Genomic DNA, 22,342 nt, shown 5'->3' on the forward strand with positions numbered 1-22,342 from the left:
GGTCAGATCATGACAGAGCAGCCCCAGGGCCATACCCCTTTTGAACTCCCCATGTTGCCCCTGCGTGATGTGGTGGTGTTTCCGCACATGGTGGTTCCGCTCTTCGTCGGGCGGGAGAAGTCCATCAATGCCCTTGAAGCCGCCATGGAGAACGACAAGCAGATCCTGCTCGTCGCCCAGAGGGATGCGGAGACGGATGATCCCGGCCGTAATGACCTCTATGGCATAGGCACCATCGCCACGGTGCTGCAAATGCTCAGGCTGCCCGACGGGACCGTCAAGGTCCTGGTTGAGGGGCATGCACGGGCATCCGTGGACGAGCTGGGTGGCGACGACCAGTATGTGACCACCAGCTGCCGCCAGCTTCCGGAGACCGGCGTTGAGGCGCGTGAGGAAGAGGTGTTCGTCCGGACCCTGATGGAGGAGTTCGAGAAATTCGCGCGCATGTCCAAGAAGGTGCCCAACGAGGTCAGCAACTCCCTGCAGGGCATCGAGGAGCTGGACCGCCTGGCGGATACCATGGCTTCCCACCTGGAACTCAAGGTGGCTGAGAAGCAGGAACTGCTTGAAACCCTGGACCTGCGCCATCGTATTGAGCAGCTGCTGGGCAAGCTCGACAGCGAGATTGACCTGATCGAGGTTGAAAAGCGCATCCGTGGCCGCGTCAAGAAGCAGATGGAGCGCAGCCAGCGTGAGTACTACCTGAATGAGCAGATGAAAGCCATCCAGAAGGAGATGGGGCAGCTCGGCGACGGCAGCGGCCAGGATTTTGAGGAGCTCGAGCAGAAGATCGAGTCTTCCGGCATGCCCAAGGAGGCCCGGGAGAAAGCCGAGCAGGAGCTCAACAAGCTCAAGATGATGTCGCCCATGTCCGCGGAAGCGACCGTCGTCAGGGGCTTCATTGACTGGATGCTGGCCATTCCGTGGAAAAAGCGCAGCCGTGTGCGCCACGATATCGACCGTGCGCGTCGCATTCTGGATGAAGACCACTATGGTCTGGATGAGGTCAAGGAACGCATTCTTGAGTACCTCGCGGTGCAGAGCCGTGTCCGCAAGGTGAAAGGGCCGGTACTGTGCCTCGTGGGCCCGCCCGGTGTGGGCAAGACGTCACTGGGGCAGTCCATCGCGCGCGCGACCAATCGCAAGTACACCCGGATGGCGCTGGGTGGTGTGCGCGATGAGGCCGAGATCCGTGGTCACCGCCGCACCTACATCGGGGCGCTGCCCGGCAAGATCATCCAGCGTCTGTCCAAGGTGGGCGTGAAGAACCCGCTCTTCCTGCTGGACGAGGTGGACAAGATGGGCATGGATCATCGTGGTGATCCGTCCTCGGCATTGCTGGAAGTCCTGGACCCGGAACAGAACCACACGTTCAGTGACCACTACCTGGAGCTCGAATACGATCTGTCGGATACGATGTTCGTATGCACGTCGAACTCCATGAACATCCCGGATGCCCTGCTGGACCGGATGGAGATCATCCGTATTCCCGGCTATACCGAGGATGAGAAGGTCAATATCGCCCGCCGCTACCTGCTGCCGAAGCAGCTCAAGGCGAACGGGCTGAAGGAAGAAGAGCTGAGCCTGCCCGAGGAGACACTGCAGGCCATCATCCGGTATTACACCCGTGAGGCGGGTGTGCGGAACCTCGAACGCGAAGTCGCCAAGATCTGCCGCAAGGTGGTGCGTGAGCACGTGGAAGCCGGCGAGCGTCATGCCGTGGAGGTGACCCCCGAGACACTGGAGCACTATGCCGGCGTCCGGCGCCACAAGTACGGTCTGGCTGAGGAAGAGAACCAGATCGGGCAGGTCACGGGCCTGGCGTGGACCCAGGTGGGTGGCGAACTGCTGACTCTGGAGTGCGCTGTGACGCCCGGCAAGGGCAAGGTGGTCAAGACCGGCTCACTGGGCGACGTCATGCAGGAATCCATACAGGCGGCCCTGACAGTGGTCCGGAGCCGTGCCCCAGGGCTGGGGCTGTCCTCGGATTTCCAGGATAAGCAGGACCTGCACATCCATGTGCCGGAAGGTGCGACCCCCAAGGATGGTCCCAGCGCGGGCATTGGCATGTGCACCGCGCTGATTTCCGCACTCACCCGCATTCCGGTGCGCGCGGACGTGGCGATGACCGGCGAGATCACGCTCCGTGGCCGCGTTCTGATGATCGGTGGTCTCAAGGAGAAGCTGCTTGCGGCACACCGGGGCGGCATCAAGACAGTGGTGATTCCGGAAGAGAACGTGCGCGATCTGAAGGAAATTCCGGACAACATCAAGGAATCTCTCGAAATCCGTCCGGTGGAATGGATCGACCAGGTGCTCGATATCGCGCTGACCCGGCAGCCGGAACCGCTGCCCGCGGATGCTCCCGCCCATCCGGGCAGCCGTGATGAGGATGCCGACGGTAACGAACGGGTGAATACCCACTGAAAGGTGGAGTCATTGACACTGTTTAAAGGCCGTTGGTATAACGTATTTCGCCTCTCAGCGGAGCCATGGGCCACCCTGTCAGGGCTCGCAGGGTGAGGGATGTCCCGGCCTGCGGCCATGGAATTCTCCGATGGCGTGTGCCATAGTCATTGGCGCCGAAAAAGAAACACAACGTCCAACATGGAACCAGATAGAAAAAGGGGTTTAGTGTGAATAAGTCCGAACTGATCGACGCTATCGCAGATTCTGCCGATATTTCCAAGGCCGCAGCAGGTCGTGCACTGGACGCGATGGTTGATTCCATCACCGGATCCCTCAAGCAGGGTGATCCGGTCACGCTGGTAGGCTTCGGGACCTTCTCCGTCAAGGAGCGGGCAGCACGCACCGGCCGCAACCCGCAGACCGGTGAGGAGATCAAGATCGCCGCTTCCAAGGTACCCAGCTTCAAGGCCGGCAAAGCCCTGAAGGACGCCGTCCAGTAACGGCGGATCCCGCCATTCTGTTTCGACGGAGCGGTAGTTCAGCTGGTTAGAATGCCGGCCTGTCACGCCGGAGGTCGCGGGTTCGAGTCCCGTCCGCTCCGCCAGACTTTGGGCGCATGCCGTAAGGGATGCGCCCTTTTACGTTAAACACAGGTCACCCGTGGAAGTGCGGGCACACAGGGGAACGCGGAATGCTTCAGAACATCCGGGAGAACGCCCAGGGAACGATCGCCAAGACCATCATCGTGGTCCTGATCCTGTCCCTGTCCATCTGGGGGCTGGACTCCATCGTGGGCGGCAGCGGCGAGAACGAGATCGCCACGGTCAACGGTGAGCCCATCACCGAGCGGGAATTCGAACGTGCGGTCCAGATCCGGCGGCAGCAGCGGCTGCAGGAAATGGAAAACCCGGACTCATCCCGGATCGACATGGACGCACTCAATGAAGAGGTCATGGATTCACTCATCCGGGACAAGCTGATTGGTCAGGACATCCGCTCCCGCGGGCTCCAGGTTTCGGAATCCGATCTGGACCGCATGATCACCGGTGCCGAGCAGTTCCGGGTCAACGGTGAGTTCAGCCAGGAGCGCTTCATACAGGCGGTCCGCAACCAGGGTATGACGGTGGACCAGTTCCGGACCATGCTGGAGCAGGATCATTTGAGCCGTGTCATCCAGGCTGTGATCCAGGGCAGCGCCTTCAGTGCGCCCTCCGAAACGGAACGGGTGGCCTCGCTGCTGACCCAGACCCGGGATTTTTCTGTCCTTCAGATTCCGGTTGGTGAGCGCGCGGAGTCCATGGAAGTGTCTGACGAGGAACTCAGGAGCTTCTACGAGGACAACCAGGAGCGCTTTGTCCAGAGCGAATCCGTTGATGCGTCCTGGATCACACTGGACCGTTCCGAGCTGGTGGATCCCTCCGAGATCGAAGAGGAAGTGGTCCGGGACCGCTACCGTGAGCGTGTTGAGTCCATGCAGGCTGATGAACAGCGCAATGCGGCCCATATCCTGATCCGTGAGGACCGGGAAGATGCCGAAGCCGCTGTCGAGGCGGTGCAGGAAGGTCTGAAGCAGGGCCGCTCCTTTGCCGAGCTGGCAGCGGAATACTCCGATGACGGAGCCACCGCGGATGAGGGTGGCAAGCTCGGCTTCTCTTCACGGGAAGACTTTGACGAATCCTTCTCCGAGGCCCTCTTCAGTATTGAGGAGACCGGTAAGGTGGTTGGGCCCGTCAGTACCTCCTTCGGTCAGCATTTCATCAAGCTGCTGGATGTGCGCTCAGAGGAGCCTCCGAGCTTTGAGAGCATGGAGGCGTCCCTGCGCGAGACCATCGCCCGGGAGAGGGCAGAGCGCCGCTATGTGGAGCTGAGCGAGGAGCTGGCGGACATGGCCTATTCCGAGTATGACCTCCAGGCACCAGCTGAGCTCATTGATGCCTCCATCCAGACCCGTGATGGGGTACGGCCCGATCAGGCCAGGGCTCCCTTCGACCATGAAGGACTGCGCGAGCAGCTGTTCACAGAGGAGGTGCGCAAGGAAGGTTTCAACACTGAGGTGGTGGAAACCGGTGATGGCGTCTCCGTGGTGGCGCGGGTGCGCGAGTACTATCCGCGCGAACAGAAGTCCTTTGACCAGGTACGCGAAGAGGTCACGGAGCTTGTGCGCCAGAAAAAGGCTCGCGAGGCGCTGAGGGAATCCCTGGAAGGCATGGCCGCGGACATGTCGGCGGATGCCGGGCTGCCTGAACCGGATATGGGAACCGGCACGGAATGGGAGTCCTTTGAGGGCGTCAACCGGCGTTCCCTGCAGGCGCAGGCCGTGGTCCGGGATGCCGCCTTTGAGATGCCGGCGCCACAGAACGGCGGTGCCAGCACCCGTATTGTGGATCTGCCCAATGCTGTCGCCCTGATCCGTCTTGATGCAGTCAATCCGCCGGATTCCGCCACGGTCAGCATGATGGCCTCGAACCTTGGAGCCTCTCTGGGGCGGCGCCATGGCCAGATGGCCTATCAGGCCTACATTGAGTCCCTCAGAGCTGAAGCGGACATCAACCGCAACTGATTCCCCCCTATGGAGCCGGGTCGTCAAACCCGGTTCCATCGCCTTTCCACCTGTGTCACAAAATTGATTCCCGCCCGGGAATGGTCCGAATTCCAACGGTTTAAGAGACCGAGAATTGAGGACCAGTTATCTTTCAGCCTCCCCTAAATTCGCTATGGTCCCTTCCGACACCGTCTTCCGTCGGGTTTATAAGGGACAGGCGTTCATGCTCTTCGTTCTGGCCGGATCACTGCTGACTTTCTCCATGACGCAGGAAGTCGTCGAGGTGGAGCCCCATCCAAGGGGGACCTTCATCTATGAGCAGCATTACAACGAGAGTCCGGATTCCCTTCTACACCGCTATCAGGTGGAACCGCTCAGGGCCCAGAAATTCCGCAACGTGGTGCGCCAGCAGTATGACTACAGCTGCGGCGCGGCCTCGCTCACAACGATTCTGCGCCATTACGTGGGCCAGAACCTCAATGAGCGTCAGGTCATGGAAGGGCTGCTCCAGTACGGGGAGAGTGAGCGCATTGTTGAGCGTCGTGCCTTTTCGCTTCTGGACATGAAGCGTCTGGTCACTGAGCTTGGCTTCCCCTCCGGCGGTTTCCGGGCTGAGATTTCGGACCTGGCCGAGCTCGACCATCCGGCCATCGTCCCCATCAACCATGCCGGTTTCGAGCATTTCGTGGTGGTGCGTGACATCCGCGAAGGGCGTGTTTTTGTCGCGGATCCGGCCGCCGGGAATCTGTCATTCACGCTGCATGAATTCCAGGAGAAATGGGCGGAGAACGTTCTTTTCATCGTTTTCCCGGGCGAGGAACCGCCCCTGAACAATCTGGCCCTTAAGGAAGAGGATATGCGCTTTGTGGATGACCAGACATTGACGCTGCAGGCACGCCAGGAGTTCCCGGTATTCCACGAAGCGCTCATGTGGGACATCCAGAATGAACTCGAGCGGCTCAAGAACAACCCGGACGGCAGCGTTGAGAACACGCGCAAACAGCTCTATTTCCGTGATCGATGAAGTTCACGGACGACAGGTGATTGGTGGTTTTATGCATCGAACTGGATACAGGGAACCCGCTATGACGCGCTCTGTGCTTTGGCTTCTGGCCGTTCTCGTGCTGCTCTGCGCACTGGCGGTGCCCGCCGCGGCCCAGCAGCAGGAAGACGATGGTGCCACTGTGGATGAGGCCCGGGAGGCGCTCGCCCAGCAGGAAGGGGATGAGGATTCCACCGAACAGCTGGAAGAAGTCTTCCAGGCGGCGGAAAAGAACTACTCGCTGCTGCAGGCTGGGCGTCAGTCACTGAACTACTCCTTTAACTATTCCTATTCCGGAACACAGAACCTGGACCTGGAGGTCATCAACAGCCAGGTCCGGAATCTGGATGTGACGCCGGAAGCCACCCACAACTTCACCAACGCCTTCTCCTACGACTACGGGTTCTACGACAACCTGACGCTGGGCACCCGGATTCCCCTGACCACCAAGTTTGATACCCAGGAGGATCTGAACGTCAACGACGTGGGGGATATCTCCTTTACCGCGCGCTGGCAACCCAACTCCCATATCCCGGGCACCATGTCCACCACGCTTTTCGGGACGCTGAGCTCCAAGACCGGCGTGAGTCCCTACGAGATCGACGTCAATCGTCAGCTGTCCACCGGCAGTGGCTATTACTCGATCGGCGGGGGCGCCAGTGTTTCCAAGGTGCTGGATCCGGTGGTTCTGTTCGGCTCCGGCAGTCTCCGTTACAACCACAAAGTGAAGGATCTCAAACAGGTGCGCGGTGCCCGGCTTCTGCAGGAGCTTGAGCCCGGCTTCACGCTTTCCGGCTCCGGTGGCTTCTCCTATTCGCTGTCCTACGACATATCGCTGAGTCTGTCGGTCCAGCTTACCTACAACGATGAGACCGTCCTGAGCTTCAGCGATGGCACCGAGGCAACGGCCAGTTCCCAGATGGCGGGCATCATCAATATGTCACTGGGCACGCGGATCAGTGATCAGACCATCGTCAATACCAGTGTTGGTTTTGGTATGACGAGGGGAGCACCGGATTTCACCATCGGCTTCTCCATGCCCATCAATATTTCCGGGCTGTCTGAATCATCCTGATGCGTGGATCAAGGGCGATAAGGAGCAGGAAGTAATGCGAGCGAATGGCGTCGGCACACGTGTATTCGGCGCACTGGCACTGGCGGCCGTGTCCCTGGGGGCGCAGGCCCAGTTCAGCCATCAGCTGCTGGTGCATCCGAAGGCCGCCGCGCTCGGCAACGCGGTTACCGCGGATCCGCCCGGGATCATGGCCATCCGCCGTAATCCAGCCGGACTGAGTCGTCTTGAGGGGCGCCAGTGGGAACTTGGCGGTGCCATGCCGATGACGCAGTTCGATGCGACGTTCACGGTGCCGGAAGAGGGCTGTGATGTCTTCGGCATCGAATGCGCGGAGAATGATCCGGTAGCCAACAGCAAGAGCAGTACCGACGTCGGCGCCAACTACATACCGGGCATCGGGCTGATGGAAAGCGCTGCACCCGCTGCGCCGTTCAATGCCGGGTTCAGTGTCCAGCCCCCGGGCTCGAAGCTGACGTTCGGCAATGCCGCGTTCATCGAGAACTCCGGTGGCTTCTCCCGTGAGGAGGATGATCCGGGCCGGTATCAGCCGACCCAGGCCGCCATTCAGCGGATCACCTACCTTTCACCAACGGTTTCCTATGAGATCAATGATGAGTGGACCGTGGGCGCCGGTATCCATTTCTCGCACCAGGGGATCGAGGTGAACCAGCTGACCCGGGCCCCGAACATGCTGGTGGGCGTGGGGGCCACGCTTCAGGATGCCTTCGGCTGTGACGAGGAGGCCCAGGAACCCCTGGCGCCCTGGTTGGCCCTGTGTGGCGGCAAGATCGGCCCCTTCCAGGACATCGGCAATGTCAACTTCCGGGCCGAGGAGAGCCTCTCCACCAGCTACAAGGTGGGGGTGCTCTGGGAGCCCACTGACTGGTTCACCTGGGGCGCCCAGTACAGTTCCGGCGATGATATGAACCTCAAGGGCGATTTCCAGATCGACTACACTGAGGACTGGGCCGCGTTCTGGCAGAGTGTGAACAGTTCTGTGCTCGGCGCCATAGGCGCCGCGATCCTGAGCCTGCCTTCCGGCGTTCCGAAGGAGGAGGGCCATGTCTCCATCAAGGAGAGCTACCCGCAGCATTTCTCCACCGGCGTCAGCATGCGGGTGCTGCCGTTCCTCACCCTGAATGCGGATATGGACTATGTGGATCTGTCTTCCCAGAAGTATCTGGAGCTCAAGTTTGACCGTGAGCTGGAGTTCCTGAATGCGGCCCGCATCCTGTCACCGGAAAAGGCAACACCCACCAGTCTGAAGATTGGCCGTGAGTTCACGGATGTGTGGAACCTTGGCTATGGTGCGACACTGCACGTGAACGACCGTCTTGATCTGAGGGCGGGGGCCCAGAACCGGAGCACCGTCATCCCCAAAGGGGCGGAAAGTCTTTTCTCGCCCATCGGGGATGGCACAATGTATGGCGTCGGGCTTGGGTACAGGTGGTCGAAGCATACCCAGATCGATATGAGTCTGAGCCAGATGAAAAGTACCCAGAACATCCCGGCGGACTCGAGCTGCAATATCAATTGCACGAACATCACCAACATTGTGTACAACCCCTACGCAGGCCTGGATGTCAAAACCGAAACCACCATCACCTTTGCCAACCTCACCATCCGCAGCCGTTTCTGACCGGCTGACGCCGGCGCTGCTGGTTCTGGTGGTGCTGGTGACCGCCGGCTGTGCCAGTGGTGCTGGGGATGGGGCTGCAGGGGGCATGCGCGCATGGGTGGATGAGCGGGGGCAGGTCCGATACACACCGGCCGCCGGCAACGCCTCTGAGACCTCTGGCGAGACCACCGGTAAGAAGGGCTCCGGTGAAACGGGGGTGACGCGGACTGCGGAATCCTCCCATCCGGAATTCAATCTGGAACAGTATCCGGATGCCGGGGATAAAAACAGCAGCAGGGAATCCGAGGAGCTTTTCTACAGCTGGCGGGATGCCCAGGGACGCATTCACAATACGCCCTACCTTTACGGGGAAGAGGCCCTGGGGCAGGTGATGCGCGAGCCGGAGCCGGTTCGGGCTTCCGAGGCCCGGGTGACCACCTCGGGCGCGGCAGCCGCCCCAGGGTTCCGTCGGGATTCCGAAGCTGCCGCCATTCTGGGGGTGGGCGAGGGGTCGGAGACCCGGCTGGATGCGTTTGCGCAGCAGTGCTGCGGGGCGCTGCCGCGCCTGGACTACCAGAAGCTGGAGCCCGAGCGGACCCTGCCCGTCGATCTCGGCGAAGAGGCCGATGTGTACCGTTTTGCCACGGGCGACAGCCGTTTCGCTCTGGTGCGCCTGCCACAGGATCCTGAACAATCACTCTTGCGCGTCCGCAGTTTCATCCGCGACGGCGGCTTCTTTCTGCCGAATGCCGTTTTTCTTGACGGTGGCTTCCGTCCTGTCCGGATGGTGACCGACATCGTGATGGAATACAGTCCCGAAACCTGGCGACGCTATGGGCATATGGAGGCAAGGCTGGCGCTGAAGCTGGATTCCGGTGAGCGCTGGCTGGTTGTCTTTACCCGCCCGGAAGACCTTGAGTCCGGCACCAGGGTCGGCGAGCAAGGCAAGCGCCGCAGGCTGACCCACGAGCCCGTGGGCAGCCTGTCACTGCGGCTTGTCGACTGACCTCAGCCCTCCGGTGCCTCCGGATTGAACCAGGGCTGGGAGAGCCAGTAGAAACGGCCATCACCCGCCGGGTAGGTGCAGTTGTAGCGTGAACGACGGACTTCAATGGGGTTCTGGGCTCGGGTCTGGATGCGCACGCCGTTGGCAAGGGTCTCCGCGTCGAGTTCCATCTTGCCCTCGCCAGAGGCAAAGCAGTTCAATCGGCCGCTGTCCCAGCCCTCGGGGACCGTCATGTCCAGCAGGGGCGGGTTCTGGTCGCCGATCACCGGGGCCGGAAGATTGGCTCTGGTAACCGGGAAGTTGCGCGCCTTCAACTTGTTCCTGAGGGCATCGATGCCGCCGTAGGCATCCGCCACGGCAAAGCGCGGCATGGCACCGGGATGGGAGTGCTCGCCGATAACCCCGGAATGCTGCGCGAATCCATACCAGCCGCGCTCCTCCAGTGCCTGCAGGACCGGCTGGGAGAACTCACCGTAGGGGTGGGCATAGAGCTCGGTTTCCACGCCGATTTTCTCCTCGATGCGATCAGCACCCCGGTCCAGTTCCCGAGCAATGCGTTTGGCGTGTTCTTCCGCGCTCTCATCCGGGCGCTGGAGCATGGTGCCGTGATCCACGCTGTGGTTGCCGATGGTCACCAGCTCGTGCTCGGCCATATCCTTAATCTGGTCCCAGCTCATGTAGCCGTTGTTGCCGACAGAGCCGCTGAGTACGAAGACCGTCAGCGGAATACCTTTTTCCCTGAGAAGCGGCCATGCTTCGGTGTAGACGCTCTCGTAGGCATCATCAAAGGTCAGGGCGACATGCTGGTTCTCCGCATCCGCGCCGTCCAGGGTCTTCTGGATGCGCTCAGGGGTGAGTGACAGCGGCTCCACGCCGAGCTCCTCGATCAGTGCCAGCTGGTCCCGGAACAGTGATGGAGAGGTCGTGGTGGAGGGAGGTGTCTCCGTGGAGACATGGTGATAGGCCAGAGTGGCAACGCCGGCATGGGCACCGGAGGCCATGCTCAGGCCCAGGGCTGTAGTGACGGCAATACGGGTCAGGGGGGTCACTCGACTCATGGGTGTCCTCTGAAGTGATGTCGTAGGGTGGCCATGGCCCGGTTAAGGGCCTGGAGCTGCTCGTTGGAGCCCCCCCGATCCGGGTGATGCTGCATGGCAAGGCGCCGGAACGCCTGCCGTGCGGTCGCCAGATCCGGAGGTGGCGTGTCGATCGCCAGGGTTTGGCAGGCCTGGGTGAGCTCATCATCCGCCGGGCGCGTGATGCCCTGCCAGAAGTCATCCAGCATGCGGTTGATGGTGCTCTCGCCCAGGTCATGGTTGGACAGGTCCCGGTAGAAGGCGTGCAGCGCATCGTGCTGCCCCGCCTCCTGCTGCCCGGCGTTGTACGTCTGGCGAATGCGGATATTCAGCGCGTTGATGTCGATGGTTTCCCCGCTCTCGGCAGCCAGTCGTTCGCGCTGCCGGTAGAGGCTGTGAAACAGGAGAAAGTGCACCGGGTAGAGGGCCGCCGGGCTGCTGAAGTCGATGGTCCCGAAAAGATACCAGGGCTCTCCCTGGAGGGTGCGCAGCATCACCAGTTCGCTCATGCCTTCCGGGTGGGTGCGCAGCAATGCCTCGCAGGCGTCCATGATGCGCCCGACCAGCGCTTCCAGGGCGCTGTCGCTGGTTTCGCCGGTCCGGTTCAGTGAGGCGGTGGAATCCATCATGTCCAGACTATGCGTTGCCAGAGCGGGCAATGCAAATCCCGGTTGGTGGCAGCCCGTGACTCTCCGGTATAATCCGCAGCCACACAGTCTGACCGGGGCCAATCAATGCTGGACAAGACCTCCACCGATCCGCGCGACGAAAGCAAACGCCTGCAGAAGAAGCTGCAGCGCGAGACCGGGCGTGCCATCGCGGATTTCGACATGATTGAGGAAGGCGACCGCATCCTGGTCTGTCTCAGTGGTGGCAAGGATTCCTACACCATGCTGGACATGCTGATGGTCCTGCGTCATCGGGCGCCGGTGAACTTCGAGCTTATGGCGGTGAACCTGGATCAGAAGCAGCCGGGTTTTCCCGAGCATGTGCTGCCGGATTACATGGCGCAGCTTGAAGTGCCGTTCCAGGTTCTGGAGAAGGACACCTACAGCATCGTGAAGGAGAAGATTCCCGAGGGGAAAACGGCCTGCGGTCTGTGCTCACGCCTGCGCCGGGGGATTCTCTACAATTTCGCGGAAGAGCAGGGCTGCACCAAGATCGCACTGGGCCATCACCGGGATGACATCCTTGAGACCATGATGCTCAACATGTTCCACGGGGGCACGCTCAAGGCGATGCCGCCCAAGCTGTTCAGCGATGATGGGCGCAATACCGTGATCCGGCCGCTGGCCTATTGCCGTGAGAAGGACATTGCCCGCTTCGCCGAACTGAGGGAGTACCCCATCATCCCCTGCAACCTCTGTGGTTCCCAGGAGAATCTGCAGCGGGAGATGGTCAAGGACATGCTCAACGACTGGGACCATCGTTTCCCGGGGCGGATCGAGAACATGTTCCGGGCCCTGCAGAACGTGGCGCCTTCCCATCTTGCGGATCCGCAGCTGTTTGACTTCTCCGGCAGGGGCGAGGCGCAGGAACAGGTTGCTGAGCCCCAGCGCGCGGAGCCCGGAACCGAATACGGCCAGGTCCAGGTGCTCAATATCTGAGCGCCAGCTCAGATGATCCGTGAGTAGCGCCCGGTCTGCGCCTGCTGGGCGCCGGCATCGAACAGCTGGCAGATGGCCCGGATCAGAAGGCGGCCGGGTGTGCGCACCGTCAACCGCTGCGCATCCTCTTCAATCAGGCCGTCTTCCACCATGGTCTGGCGTGCCGGCAGGGTATCGGCAAACACCTGATCAAAGGCCTCCCCCCACGCGGCGGCGAAGGCCTGTTTGTCCAGCGAGAAGTGACAGATCAGCTCCATGATCACGGCGCGGCGCATGCGGTCGTCGTCACTGAGCTCATAGCCCTTTTTCAGGGGTGTGCGGTTGAAATCCAGCTGCAGGTTCCAGGCGCCTTCGTCATGATGGTTCTGGAAGTAGCTGTCGGCGGCCTGGCTGATGGCGGAGACCCCCATGCCGATCAGGTCGCATTCCCCGTGGGTGGTATAGCCCTGGAAATTCCGGTGCAGTTCCCCGTTGCGCTGGGCGATGGCCAGTGTGTCATCCGGTTTGGCGAAATGGTCCATGCCGATGTAGACGTAGCCGGCCTCAAGCAGCCGGTTGATGGTGTCCTCAAGGATGCGGAGTTTTTCCTCCGGGGAGGGCAGATCCTCCTCGCGGATGCGCTGCTGGGGCATGAACCGGTCGGGCAGGTGGGCGTAGTTGAACACCGACAGCCGATCCGGCGACAGCTCCAGCACCTGGTCCAGGGTTTCATGGAATGTCTCCCGGGTCTGGTGGGGCAGCCCGTAGATGAGATCCATGTTGATGGACCGGAAACCGAGATCCCGGGCTGTGACAATGCGGTTGGCCACCATCTCCCGGGGCTGGATCCGGTTCACCGCTTTCTGGACGGTCGGGTTGAAGTCCTGAACACCCAGGCTGATGCGGTTGAAACCGATGGAGCGCAGGACTTCCAGGGTTTCAGGGCCGCACTCGCGGGGGTCAATCTCAATCGAGTGGTCGCCGCTGTCGTCGTCCGCCAGCTGGAAGTGCTGGCGCAGCACGCTCATCAGTTCGCGCATTTCATCGTGGCTGATGAAAGTGGGCGTGCCGCCGCCCCAGTGGAGCTGGGTCGCCGGTCGTTCCTGCCCGCCGAACTGCCGGGAGCGCATGGCGATCTCCTGATGCAGCCGTTCCAGATAGGGAGCAGCCCGGTCCCGTTTGCGGGTCACGATCTTGTTGCAGGCGCAGTAGTAGCACAGGTGCGCGCAGAACGGGATGTGCAGATAGAGTGAGAGCGGCGCGCCCGAGGCACGGCTTCGTTCAAGGGTCCGCTCGTAGGCCTCGCCGTTGAAGTCTTCGCTGAAGGCCAGCGCCGTCGGGTAGGACGTGTAACGGGGGCCTGACAGATCGTAGCGTGCGATCAGATCCGGGTCCCAGAGGAGGTTGATGCGTTCCGAAGCCATGGTGTCCTCCGACGGCAGGTTCTGTGCTGCACACAGCCTAACGCAGCCGGCGGCTGGACCTGTTGATATCGGTCAAACCCCGCCTTAATGGGAAAGAATCAGATGCTGGATCCAGGGGATGGTCCAGAGACCGAAAACGATCAGGGCCAGGCCCGTAACCCGGCGGAAGGCCGTGGACTGGCGCAGCCGGGTAATGCGGCTGGCCAGCAGGCCGGTGGCCACCATTGCCGGCACCGTGCCGAGCCCGAAGCTGAACATCAGCAGACCGGAGAGAACCGCATCCCCCTGGGTCAGGGCCCAAGCAAGGGTGCTGTAGACCAGGCCACAGGGCAGCCAGCCCCAGAGCAGCCCGAGCGGCAGGGCACGGCTCAGGCGGTCAACGGGCATGAAACGCTGGGTCAGGGGAGAGAGCCGCTGCCACAGTGGCGCGCCGATGCGTTCCAGGCTCATGATACCCTGCCACCACTGACCCACGGCCAGGCCCAGCAGGATCAGCACAACACCGGCAAGGGTGCGCAGGACCATGCCGGCGCCGGGGACGCCTTCGGTCAGGAGCGCGCCCGGGAGGCCCGCGATCAGCCCGATCAGGCTGTAACTCAGGATCCGCCCGAGATTGTATCCCGCCAGCAGTGACAGCTGACGGCGCCGGTAACCCGGGCCAACAGGCAGGGCCAGGCTGAGTGAGCTGGCGATGCCGCCGCACATGCCCAGGCAGTGGGTGCTGCCCAGGAACCCGATGAGGAACGCTGAACCCAGGGTGGTGATGAGGGCATCAGTCATTCCGGATCGCTCCCTTCACGCTGGCGACTGGTCTGTTCGGTATGCTGCCGGGCTTCCGGGGGAATCCGGTCCTCGTCGTCATCGAAAAGGATCTGGTGAGCCGGTCCTTCCAGATCATCGAACTGGTCGTTGCGCACTGCCCAGATGAGTACCCGGACGGCGATCGCCAGCAGGATCAGTGACAGCGGAATCAGTATGTAGAGTATTGCCATCGGGCTTCATTCCTCCCAGACGCAGCGCATTCATCACCACAGCCACCGAGCTGGCGGACATGCCCGCGGCCGCGATCCATGGGATCACCAGACCCACCATTGCCAGAGGCAGGATCGCCGCATTGTACAACAGCGACAGAGTCAGGTTCTGGCGGATGACCCGGCGTGCCATGGGAGCGACCTTGAGCGCTTCCATCAGCGGCCACAGCCGCTCACCCAGAACCACGGCATCCGCCTGCAGGCGGGCGATATCACTGCTGCCGGCCATGGCCACGGACAGGCGGGCTCCCGCCAGACCGGGCAGGTCGTTGAGTCCGTCACCCACCATCATGACCCGGTTGCCCTCCGCCTCCAGGGCACGGATGCGCTCCAGTTTGGCCTCCGGTGACAGACGCCCTTCATACCGGTCGATGCCGAGTGCTCCGGCGACCCTTGCCACCTGGCCGGAATGATCGCCACTGAGGAGCACACAGTGCCAGCCCCGGGCACGCAGGGTCGCCAGCACCGGCTGCGCGTCCTCGCGCAGCGTATCATCCAGGGTGATCCGCCCCAGCCAGCCAGTCTCGCTCGCCAGGTGAACCGCCAGGGCGGCATCGTCATCGGTTTCCGGCGCAGAGGGCAGGTTGAGTTCAGCGGCGACGAAATCCGCCCGGCCCAGGGCCAGCCTGCGCCCCTCGTTGAAGCCGGTGACGCCGCCGCCAGGATGGTTTTCCCGCTCGCTGATGACTGCTGCCGGTTCCTCCCGGAAGGCTCGGGCGATGGGATGCTCGGAGCCGCGTTCCAGCCCGGCTGCCAACGCCCGGCAGTGCGCCTCGGAAATGCCGGACGACGGGGTGACAGAGGCAATTCTGAGCTGGCCCCGGGTAAGGGTGCCGGTCTTGTCGAACACCAGGGTGTCCACGGTATTGAGCGTCTCCAGGGTCGAACCTCTCGTGGGAACGAAGCCGGCCCGGCGCAGCCGGTTGGTTGCCACGGTCAGAGCCGTTGGCGTGGCCAGTGACAGGGCGCACGGGCAGGTGGCGACGAGAACCGCCAGGGTGATCGGAAAGGCGCGCGCGGGGTCCACAAACCACCAGACCAGGAAAGTGGCAGTGGCAGCAGCCAGCACCGCGGTGACAAAAATACCGGCAACGCGGTCCGCGAGCTGTTGGGTCCGGGGTTTCTCGGCCTGGGCCCGGTCCAGAAGCCGGGTGATGGCGGAAAGCCGGGTGTTGTCCCCGGCCTGGTCCACGATCACCTCCAGGGGGTGCTCGGTGTTCACCGTGCCCGCCGAGACCGGCTCGCCCGGTCCCCGGGAGACCGGCAGCGATTCACCGGTCAGCATGGATTCATCCAGTGCGGATTGGCCACAGGCCACATGGCCATCCGCGGCCAGGGTATCCCCTGGGCGTATGCGGATACGGTCACCGGGGTTCAGGTCACGGGCGCGCACCACGATCTCGGTGTCGCCATCGATACGCAGTGCCGTGCCGGGCATGGCATTGATCAGCGACAGGTTTTCCAGGCCCGCCCGGTAGCGGGCGCGGCCCTCGAGAAATCGCCCCAGGCCGAGGAAGAAGGTGAACATCGAGATGGATTCGAAATAGACATGTTCGCCGCCAAAGAGGGTCACATGGACGCTCGCCAGGTAGCCGGCAAGGATCGCGATGGACACGGGCACATCCATGCCCGGATGACGGTGCCGCAGATCCCGGACGGCTGCCTGGAAAAAGGGAACGGCGCTGTAGAGCACCACCGGTGTGGCGATGACGAAACTGGCCCAGCGGAAAAGCTGGACCATGGCCGGGTCGGATTCGGTACTGAGCCCGAACTGGAGCGGGTAGGCCAGCATCATGGTCTGAAGCGCCGCAATGCCCGCGATGCCGATCCGGATCATGGCCTGTTTCTGCTGGTTGCGTATCCGCTCTTCCCATTCGTCGGGGCGGAATGGAGACGCCTGGAAGCCCAGTTCGCGGATGCCCAGGAGCAGGTTGCCCAGGCCTGTGGCCTGTGGGTGCCAGACCAGATGGGCGCGTTGGGTGCTGTGGTTGATGCGGATGGACTCAAGCCCCTCAAAACCGGCCAGGTGATGCTCGATCAGCCAGATGCAGGCGGCACAGCTGAGACCGTCGATCATCAGCCAGGTCTCGTGGAGCCCATCATCCCGGGCATGGACAACCTCGTCGAGGAGCTGACGGTCGTTGTAATGCAGGCACTCAGCACGGACCCGGTCGTCCACCGGGTCCGGCGTGGCGATGGGGCCGTCAATCTGCTGGTAGAAGCGGTCAAGCCCCTCGTTGCGGATGATGCGCGAGACCGCGAGACAGCCCTCACAGCAGAACGCTTCGGTCCGGCCGGCGATGTCGCCGGTGACGGGGGGTGTTTCCGGCAGAGGGTCCTGGCAGTGGAAGCAGGCGCCGGCAGCCGCCGTCATTGCTGACGCGCCTCCCGGATGGGTTTGAGGGTAAGTGGCTGTTCCAGAGGCGTTACGAGCGGCCCCCTGAGGCGCCAGTCATTACCGGTGTTGCGGATATCAATGTACCAGCGCCCGTCGCTGAGGGGCTGCACACGGGCACGGTAGCGGCCTTCCCCGACACGCTGGGCGATGGTGGTCTGATCGCGGTCGCCCAGGGTGGCATGGGTCAGTTCCACCTCGAGCCATTCCCAGTTCCGGCGCTCCGGGGATTCAAGCACTATGTTAAGGCGCTCACCGTCCGTGAAGCTGACTTCGCCCGTCAGGTTCAGGTTGGCTGCCTCGATATCGCGGGACAGTTCCCGGTTGATGCCCATTCCTTCGTCATAGTAATCGTCCTCAACCATGGAGACATGCTGTTCCATTGAAAAGAAGATCAGGAACACGCTCCAGAGAATGGTTACACCGGGAATTGCGATCAGCACCCAGGGCCAGGGCTCGCGGTACCAGGGGCGATTGGTGTCGTCGTCTTTCATGGTGGTTCCGGTATTGTCAGGGTCTGGGGCCGATGAAGGGGGTCTCAGCGCTGTTGCGCGCCTCGGAGCCCTCGGCGATGACTTCAAAGGTGACGGGCGTACTCATTCCTTCAAGCTCACGCTGCGGGATTCTCACCACTGCCGGAAGAGAGCGCGTGTCCAGTGGCCCGAGCTCCATGGCGATGGGCTCGAGCAGATGGGTGCCCTCGGGACCGGCAACCCGCACGCTGAGTTCGCGTGTCTGGTTGGTGCGGTTGCTCAACTTGAGGCTGTAGGAGTTCTCAATGGTGGCGTTGGGGCCGGTTTGGTAGAGCCCTCCCCGGTCGCGGGTGACCTCGATGTCCAGCGCGTCACGCTGCATCAGAAGGACGGCCATGGTTCCAAGCAGAAGTGCCATGGCCACTCCGTACCCAAGAGTCCGGGGCTGGAAACGGCGGCGGGGCTGGTCTTCAACTTCTCGCTCCGTCGCGTACCGGATCAGGCCACGGTCATAGCCCATACGGTCCATAACCTGGTTGCAGGCATCAACGCAGAGGCCACAGTCGAGGCATTCGTACTGCATGCCATTGCGGATATCAATACCGGTGGGGCATACCTGCACGCAGATGCTGCAGTCGATGCAGTCACCAAGACCCGCCTCAGCGCGGTCTGTATCTTTGCGCCTGGGACCTCGGGGCTCGCCCCGGTTGGCATCATAGGTGACTGTCCGCGTGTCCGGAGAGAACATGACGCTCTGGAAACGGGCGTAAGGGCAGACGTAGAGGCAGACTTTCTCACGCATCCAGCCTGCGTTGAGGTAGGTGGCCACCGAAAAGAAGCCAATCCAGAAAACGGCCCAGCCAGTGGTGACGCTGAAGGTGAACAGATCCGGCACCAGTTCGCGGATGGGGTAGAAGTAGCCGACGAAAGTAACACCGGTCCAGAACCCTATCCCCAGCCAGAGGGCGTGCTTTAGGACCTTACATGGTAGCCACTGGCTCAGTGACCCCTTTCGGTCAAGCTTCATGCGCTGGTTTCGGCTGCCTTCCACCTTCTCTTCGACCCACATGAAGATAAAGGTCCAGGCGGTCTGGGGGCAGGTGAACCCGCACCATATACGGCCAAAAAGCGTGGTGACGAAGAACAGCCCGAACGCGGCGATAATAAGGAGCAGCGTCAGGATGAAGAAGTCCTGGGGCCAGAAGGTGGTCCCCAGGAGATGGAACTGGCGTTCCGGCAGATCAAAGTGGACCAATGGCCGCCCGTTGATCTGGATCCAGCAAGCAGCGAAGTACAGACCCATGAGCGTCCAGAGAGTGACGGTCCGCAGCTTCTGGTAGAAACCGGTGGTGCTGCGGACGTAGATCCGGTCCGGGTTGGGCCCGGCGTCAACCTGGCGTACGGGTATGTCGCTCATTCCGCTCCTTTCTCGCGATGCTGGCCGGAGAGCCGGTAAACATAGGCGGCCATGAGGTGGATCTGGTCCTCGGACAGCTGCTTCTGGGCCGGCATATGACCGTTACGACCATACTGGAGGGTCTCCATGATGGTGCCACGATCGCCGCCATAGAGCCAGGTGTCGTTGGTCAGGTTGGGGGCGCCCATGTTCTGGTTGCCCTTCGCATTCTGACCGTGGCACGTGGAGCAGGCCTGGGCGAAAAGTGGTTTGCCCCGTTCCGCGGCTGCTTCATTCACGTCACTGCGGTCATTGAGCGAAAGCACATATTCGGTAATGTCGCCGAGCTGATCATTGCTCAGGTTCGGGTTGATGCCGCGTGCTGGCATGTTCGCCTGACGGCCATTGGTCAGGGTGTGCTTGATGGCATCCACACTGCCGCCCCAGATCCAGTTATCGTCGGTGAGGTTGGGGAAACCATAGCCGCCGCGCCCGGCGGAGCCGTGACAGGTGGCGCAGTTGTTGGAGAACAGACGCTGGGCTGCCTGCATGGCCTCACCATTGTGCGCCAGCTCCGGTGCGGGAGTGTCGGCGTACTGGGCGAAAAGCGGTCCGTATTTCTCGCGTGCCGCTTCCATCTCACGCTCCCATGCTTCGGTCTGGCTCCAGCCAAGGAGACCCTGGTAGTTGCCCAGTCCTGGATACAGTGCCAGATAGAGCAGGGAGAACAGGATCAGCCCGATGAACATCCAGTACCACCATTTCGGCAGCGGGTTGTCCAGCTCTTCGATCCCATCGACTTCATGGCCCACGCTGCGGTTCTCCACGCGGTCGGAAGGCTGGTTCCGGCGTACGATCCAGACCAGCCACCAGCACCCAAGGACCACAATCAGGATCAGCGCGCTGATCCAAATGCTCCAGAAACTACTCATCGTGGTTGTCTCTCCGTTGCTGTTCGATGGTGCGCGCTTCCATGTCCTCGTCCTCGAAAACCAGGTGCGCGGCCTGTTCGTTTTCCCGTTGCCGGGAAGGGCTGAAGGCCCAGATGCAGATCCCCACAAAGAGGGCAATCATCAGCAGCGTATGAATGCCCTTGAACTGACTGAGCAACGTTTCCCACGGCATGTTGTTACCTCTGCTCCGGTATAGCGGTGCCCAATTGCTGCAGATACGCGATCAGCGCCTGGATCTCAAAAGTCCCGCGGACGTTCTCCTCAGCGTTTGCGATCTGCTCATCGGTGTAGGGAACGCCCAGTGTGCGCAGGGCCCGCATCTTGGTTGCGGTCTGGGTTGGGTCCACCTTCTGTTCGAAAAGCCAGGGATAGGCCGGCATGTTGGATTCCGGAACCACCATCCGCGGGTCATAGAAGTGGAGGCGGTGCCAGGCATCCGAATAGCGACCGCCCACGCGGGCCAGATCCGGCCCTGTGCGCTTGGAGCCCCACAGGAAGGGATGGTCGTAGACGTGCTCACCAGCCACTGAGTAGTGGCCGTAACGCTCCGTCTCCGCGCGGAAAGGCCGTACCTTCTGGGTATGGCAGACGTGGCAGCCCTCACGGATGTAGATGTCACGGCCTTCAAGCTCAACAGCGCTCAGGGGCTCAAGCCCCTCAACGGGTTCGTTGACCTGAGAGTCGAAGAACAGGGGAACGATCTCCGCCAACCCGCCGAGGCTGACCACCACAATGATCAGCCCGACCATCAGGCCAAGGTTTTTCTCAACTTTCTCGTGGCTCATGCGTTCGCTCCCTGCACTGCGTCAGTGGAATCATCAAGGGCGCCGGTTTCACTCTGGCCAACAGTCCGCCAGACGTTGTAGGCCATTACCAGCATGCCGGCCAGGAAGAAGGCGCCGCCGATGAAGCGCACAACATAACCGGGATAGCTGGCCTCAACCGCTTCTACGAAGCTGTAGGTGAGGGTGCCATCATCGTTCACGGCACGCCACATCAAGCCCTGCAGCAGGCCGTTGATCCACATGGAGACGGTGTAGAGCACCACGCCGATTGTTGCGAGCCAGAAGTGCAGGTTGATCAGCGGGATGCTGAACATGCTCTTGAGCCCGTACAGGCGCGGGAACAGGTGATAGAGCGCACCAAAGCTGATCATGGCAACCCAGCCCAGAGCTCCGGAGTGCACATGACCCACGGTCCAGTCCGTGCTGTGGGACAGGGCGTTGACCGTACGGATCGACATCAGCGGGCCCTCGAAGGTGGCCATGCCGTAGAAGGAAACCGCCACGATCAGGAAGCGCAGGATGGGGTCAGTGCGCAGCTTGTACCAGGCGCCGGACAGGGTCATGATGCCGTTGATCATGCCACCCCAGCTTGGAGCCAGCAGGATCAGGGACATGACCATGGAAGCGGTCTGGGCCCACTCCGGAAGCGGGCTGTAATGCAGGTGGTGGCCACCGGCCCAGACGTAGGTCGCGATCAGTGCCCAGAAGTGCACGATCGAGAGCCGGTAGGAATAGATGGGCCGGTTGGCCTGCTTGGGCACAAAGTAGTACATCAGGCCCAGGAAACCCGCCGTCAGGTAGAAACCCACCGCGTTATGGCCGTACCACCACTGCACCATGGCATCAATGGTTCCGGGGTAGATCGAATAGGATTCGAACCAGCCGACCGGGATGGCCAGATTGTTGACCACGTGCAGGATAGCGATGGTGATGATGAAGGCGCCGTAGAACCAGTTGGCCACATAGATGTGCTTGACCCGGCGCCGTGCGATAGTGCCGAAGAACACGTAGGCGTAAGTCAGCCAGACCACCGCGATCAGGATATTGATGGGCCACTCGGGCTCAGCATATTCCTTGGTGGTGGTGTAGCCCAGTGGCAGCGTGATAGCGACCAGAACGATCACCACTTGCCAGCCCCAGAAGGTGAAAGCGGCGGCCTGATCGGAGATCACCCGTGCCTGGGAAGTGCGCTGCACCACATAGTAGGAGGTGGCAAAGAGGGCACTGCCGGCAAAGGCAAAGATGACCGCATTGGTGTGCAGTGGGCGCAGGCGCCCAAAGCTTGTCCAGGGCAGGTCAAAGTTCAGTTGGGGAAGGAACATCTGGGCAGCGATGAACACGCCCAGACCCATTCCGACGATACCCCATACCACGGCGGCTATGGCAAACTGCCTGACCACCCGGTAGTTATAGGTTTCCGCGGACGTCTGTGTTTCCATGTTCGGCTCTTCCGGGACTGTTTGGAGGGTATGCGCAGCGTAGGCAACGCAGCGCTGGTGCTCAATGATATATGTCAAAACCTTAATGCGGT

General features: G+C 61.8%; 20 protein-coding genes and 1 tRNA gene. 9 read left to right on the forward strand and 12 right to left on the reverse strand.

What is annotated here, in order from left to right; genetic code table 11:
- Positions 1-9: 9 nt before the first annotated feature.
- The 8 genes from lon to F3089_RS03250 all read left to right on the forward strand — a co-directional run bounded on the left by lon (position 10) and on the right by F3089_RS03250 (position 9,692).
- Positions 10-2,427: an endopeptidase La gene (gene lon / locus F3089_RS03215; RefSeq protein ID WP_151439414.1), complete on the forward strand. Its 2,418-nt coding sequence runs from the start codon at positions 10-12 to the stop codon at positions 2,425-2,427.
- Positions 2,428-2,636: 209 nt separating this feature from the next.
- Positions 2,637-2,909, forward strand: coding sequence for a nucleoid-associated protein HU-beta (gene hupB / locus F3089_RS03220; RefSeq protein ID WP_095617009.1), 273 nt, complete (start codon positions 2,637-2,639; stop codon positions 2,907-2,909).
- Positions 2,910-2,936: 27 nt separating this feature from the next.
- Positions 2,937-3,013, forward strand: a tRNA-Asp gene (locus tag F3089_RS03225).
- Positions 3,014-3,100: 87 nt separating this feature from the next.
- Positions 3,101-4,969 (forward strand): SurA N-terminal domain-containing protein, encoded by a 1,869-nt coding sequence (locus tag F3089_RS03230; protein WP_192497259.1) that lies wholly within the window; start codon positions 3,101-3,103, stop codon positions 4,967-4,969.
- Positions 4,970-5,174: 205 nt separating this feature from the next.
- Positions 5,175-5,975, forward strand: coding sequence for a C39 family peptidase (locus F3089_RS03235; RefSeq protein ID WP_151439416.1), 801 nt, complete (start codon positions 5,175-5,177; stop codon positions 5,973-5,975).
- Between the two features lie 61 nt (positions 5,976-6,036).
- Positions 6,037-7,068 carry a transporter gene (locus F3089_RS03240; RefSeq protein WP_225741657.1) on the forward strand — a complete coding sequence of 344 codons (1,032 nt, stop codon included), beginning with the start codon at positions 6,037-6,039 and terminating at the stop codon, positions 7,066-7,068.
- 34 nt (positions 7,069-7,102) lie between these two features.
- Complete coding sequence (locus F3089_RS03245) at positions 7,103-8,707, forward strand: OmpP1/FadL family transporter (protein WP_151439417.1); 1,605 nt, start codon at positions 7,103-7,105, stop codon at positions 8,705-8,707.
- The gene (locus F3089_RS03250) at positions 8,649-9,692 is read left to right on the forward strand and encodes a MalM family protein (protein WP_151439418.1); all 1,044 of its coding nucleotides are present in this window, start codon (positions 8,649-8,651) and stop codon (positions 9,690-9,692) included. The genes F3089_RS03245 and F3089_RS03250 overlap by 59 nt, the downstream gene beginning before the upstream one ends.
- Positions 9,693-9,694: 2 nt before the next feature.
- Here the strand turns inward: F3089_RS03250 and F3089_RS03255 are convergent, their stop codons facing one another.
- Positions 9,695-10,750 carry a polysaccharide deacetylase family protein gene (locus F3089_RS03255; protein ID WP_151439419.1) on the reverse strand — a complete coding sequence of 352 codons (1,056 nt, stop codon included), beginning with the start codon at positions 10,748-10,750 and terminating at the stop codon, positions 9,695-9,697.
- The gene (locus F3089_RS03260) at positions 10,747-11,397 is read right to left on the reverse strand and encodes a DNA-J related domain-containing protein (protein WP_151439420.1); all 651 of its coding nucleotides are present in this window, start codon (positions 11,395-11,397) and stop codon (positions 10,747-10,749) included. Before F3089_RS03260 ends, F3089_RS03255 begins: the two co-directional genes overlap by 4 nt.
- A 105-nt stretch (positions 11,398-11,502) precedes the next feature.
- On the opposite strand from F3089_RS03260, the gene ttcA reads away from it, so the two are divergent.
- Entirely contained in the window at positions 11,503-12,375 is an 873-nt protein-coding gene (gene ttcA / locus F3089_RS03265; RefSeq protein WP_151439421.1) for a tRNA 2-thiocytidine(32) synthetase TtcA, read from the forward strand.
- 8 nt (positions 12,376-12,383) lie between these two features.
- On the opposite strand, the gene hemN is transcribed toward ttcA, so the two are convergent.
- From hemN to ccoN, 10 genes are all read right to left on the reverse strand, one after another.
- Entirely contained in the window at positions 12,384-13,778 is a 1,395-nt protein-coding gene (gene hemN / locus F3089_RS03270) for an oxygen-independent coproporphyrinogen III oxidase (protein WP_151439422.1), read from the reverse strand.
- 84 nt (positions 13,779-13,862) lie between these two features.
- Positions 13,863-14,558, reverse strand: a complete 696-nt coding sequence (locus F3089_RS03275; RefSeq protein ID WP_095616999.1) for a sulfite exporter TauE/SafE family protein — start codon at positions 14,556-14,558, stop codon at positions 13,863-13,865.
- Positions 14,555-14,770 (reverse strand): cbb3-type cytochrome oxidase assembly protein CcoS, encoded by a 216-nt coding sequence (gene ccoS, locus F3089_RS03280; protein WP_151439423.1) that lies wholly within the window; start codon positions 14,768-14,770, stop codon positions 14,555-14,557. Before ccoS ends, F3089_RS03275 begins: the two co-directional genes overlap by 4 nt.
- A complete protein-coding gene (locus tag F3089_RS03285) occupies positions 14,673-17,183 on the reverse strand; it encodes a heavy metal translocating P-type ATPase (protein WP_151439424.1) in 2,511 nt (836 codons plus the stop codon). Before F3089_RS03285 ends, ccoS begins: the two co-directional genes overlap by 98 nt.
- Positions 17,180-17,698: a FixH family protein gene (locus tag F3089_RS03290; RefSeq protein ID WP_151439425.1), complete on the reverse strand. Its 519-nt coding sequence runs from the start codon at positions 17,696-17,698 to the stop codon at positions 17,180-17,182. The genes F3089_RS03285 and F3089_RS03290 overlap by 4 nt, the downstream gene beginning before the upstream one ends.
- 16 nt (positions 17,699-17,714) lie before the next feature.
- The gene (ccoG, locus tag F3089_RS03295) at positions 17,715-19,094 is read right to left on the reverse strand and encodes a cytochrome c oxidase accessory protein CcoG (RefSeq protein ID WP_151439426.1); all 1,380 of its coding nucleotides are present in this window, start codon (positions 19,092-19,094) and stop codon (positions 17,715-17,717) included.
- Positions 19,091-20,005, reverse strand: coding sequence for a cytochrome-c oxidase, cbb3-type subunit III (ccoP, locus tag F3089_RS03300; RefSeq protein ID WP_151439427.1), 915 nt, complete (start codon positions 20,003-20,005; stop codon positions 19,091-19,093). Before ccoP ends, ccoG begins: the two co-directional genes overlap by 4 nt.
- Positions 19,998-20,198, reverse strand: coding sequence for a cbb3-type cytochrome oxidase subunit 3 (locus F3089_RS03305; protein ID WP_151439428.1), 201 nt, complete (start codon positions 20,196-20,198; stop codon positions 19,998-20,000). The genes ccoP and F3089_RS03305 overlap by 8 nt, the downstream gene beginning before the upstream one ends.
- Before the next feature lie 4 nt (positions 20,199-20,202).
- Positions 20,203-20,811: a cytochrome-c oxidase, cbb3-type subunit II gene (gene ccoO, locus F3089_RS03310; RefSeq protein WP_151439429.1), complete on the reverse strand. Its 609-nt coding sequence runs from the start codon at positions 20,809-20,811 to the stop codon at positions 20,203-20,205.
- Positions 20,808-22,250, reverse strand: a complete 1,443-nt coding sequence (gene ccoN, locus F3089_RS03315; protein WP_151439430.1) for a cytochrome-c oxidase, cbb3-type subunit I — start codon at positions 22,248-22,250, stop codon at positions 20,808-20,810. Before ccoN ends, ccoO begins: the two co-directional genes overlap by 4 nt.
- Positions 22,251-22,342 lie beyond the last annotated feature (92 nt).

This window comes from Halospina sp. K52047b (assembly GCF_008709855.1).
In the GTDB taxonomy this organism is placed as follows: domain Bacteria; phylum Pseudomonadota; class Gammaproteobacteria; order Pseudomonadales; family Oleiphilaceae; genus Halospina; species Halospina utahensis_B.

Excerpts from the sequence above, each read along its gene's own strand:
- lon (WP_151439414.1), top strand. The coding sequence starts at position 10 with ATGACAGAGCAGCCCCAGGGCCATACCCCTTTTGAACTCCCCATGTTG.
- F3089_RS03230 (WP_192497259.1), top strand. The coding sequence starts at position 3,101 with ATGCTTCAGAACATCCGGGAGAACGCCCAGGGAACGATCGCCAAGACC.
- F3089_RS03235 (WP_151439416.1), top strand. The coding sequence starts at position 5,175 with ATGCTCTTCGTTCTGGCCGGATCACTGCTGACTTTCTCCATGACGCAG.
- F3089_RS03240 (WP_225741657.1), top strand. The coding sequence starts at position 6,037 with ATGACGCGCTCTGTGCTTTGGCTTCTGGCCGTTCTCGTGCTGCTCTGC.
- F3089_RS03245 (WP_151439417.1), top strand. The coding sequence starts at position 7,103 with ATGCGAGCGAATGGCGTCGGCACACGTGTATTCGGCGCACTGGCACTG.
- F3089_RS03250 (WP_151439418.1), top strand. The coding sequence starts at position 8,649 with ATGTCAAAACCGAAACCACCATCACCTTTGCCAACCTCACCATCCGCA.
- F3089_RS03255 (WP_151439419.1), bottom strand. The coding sequence starts at position 10,750 with ATGAGTCGAGTGACCCCCCTGACCCGTATTGCCGTCACTACAGCCCTG.
- F3089_RS03260 (WP_151439420.1), bottom strand. The coding sequence starts at position 11,397 with ATGATGGATTCCACCGCCTCACTGAACCGGACCGGCGAAACCAGCGAC.
- ttcA (WP_151439421.1), top strand. The coding sequence starts at position 11,503 with ATGCTGGACAAGACCTCCACCGATCCGCGCGACGAAAGCAAACGCCTG.
- hemN (WP_151439422.1), bottom strand. The coding sequence starts at position 13,778 with ATGGCTTCGGAACGCATCAACCTCCTCTGGGACCCGGATCTGATCGCA.
- F3089_RS03275 (WP_095616999.1), bottom strand. The coding sequence starts at position 14,558 with ATGACTGATGCCCTCATCACCACCCTGGGTTCAGCGTTCCTCATCGGG.
- ccoS (WP_151439423.1), bottom strand. The coding sequence starts at position 14,770 with ATGGCAATACTCTACATACTGATTCCGCTGTCACTGATCCTGCTGGCG.
- F3089_RS03285 (WP_151439424.1), bottom strand. The coding sequence starts at position 17,183 with ATGACGGCGGCTGCCGGCGCCTGCTTCCACTGCCAGGACCCTCTGCCG.
- F3089_RS03290 (WP_151439425.1), bottom strand. The coding sequence starts at position 17,698 with ATGAAAGACGACGACACCAATCGCCCCTGGTACCGCGAGCCCTGGCCC.
- ccoG (WP_151439426.1), bottom strand. The coding sequence starts at position 19,094 with ATGAGCGACATACCCGTACGCCAGGTTGACGCCGGGCCCAACCCGGAC.
- ccoP (WP_151439427.1), bottom strand. The coding sequence starts at position 20,005 with ATGAGTAGTTTCTGGAGCATTTGGATCAGCGCGCTGATCCTGATTGTG.
- F3089_RS03305 (WP_151439428.1), bottom strand. The coding sequence starts at position 20,198 with ATGCCGTGGGAAACGTTGCTCAGTCAGTTCAAGGGCATTCATACGCTG.
- ccoO (WP_151439429.1), bottom strand. The coding sequence starts at position 20,811 with ATGAGCCACGAGAAAGTTGAGAAAAACCTTGGCCTGATGGTCGGGCTG.
- ccoN (WP_151439430.1), bottom strand. The coding sequence starts at position 22,250 with ATGGAAACACAGACGTCCGCGGAAACCTATAACTACCGGGTGGTCAGG.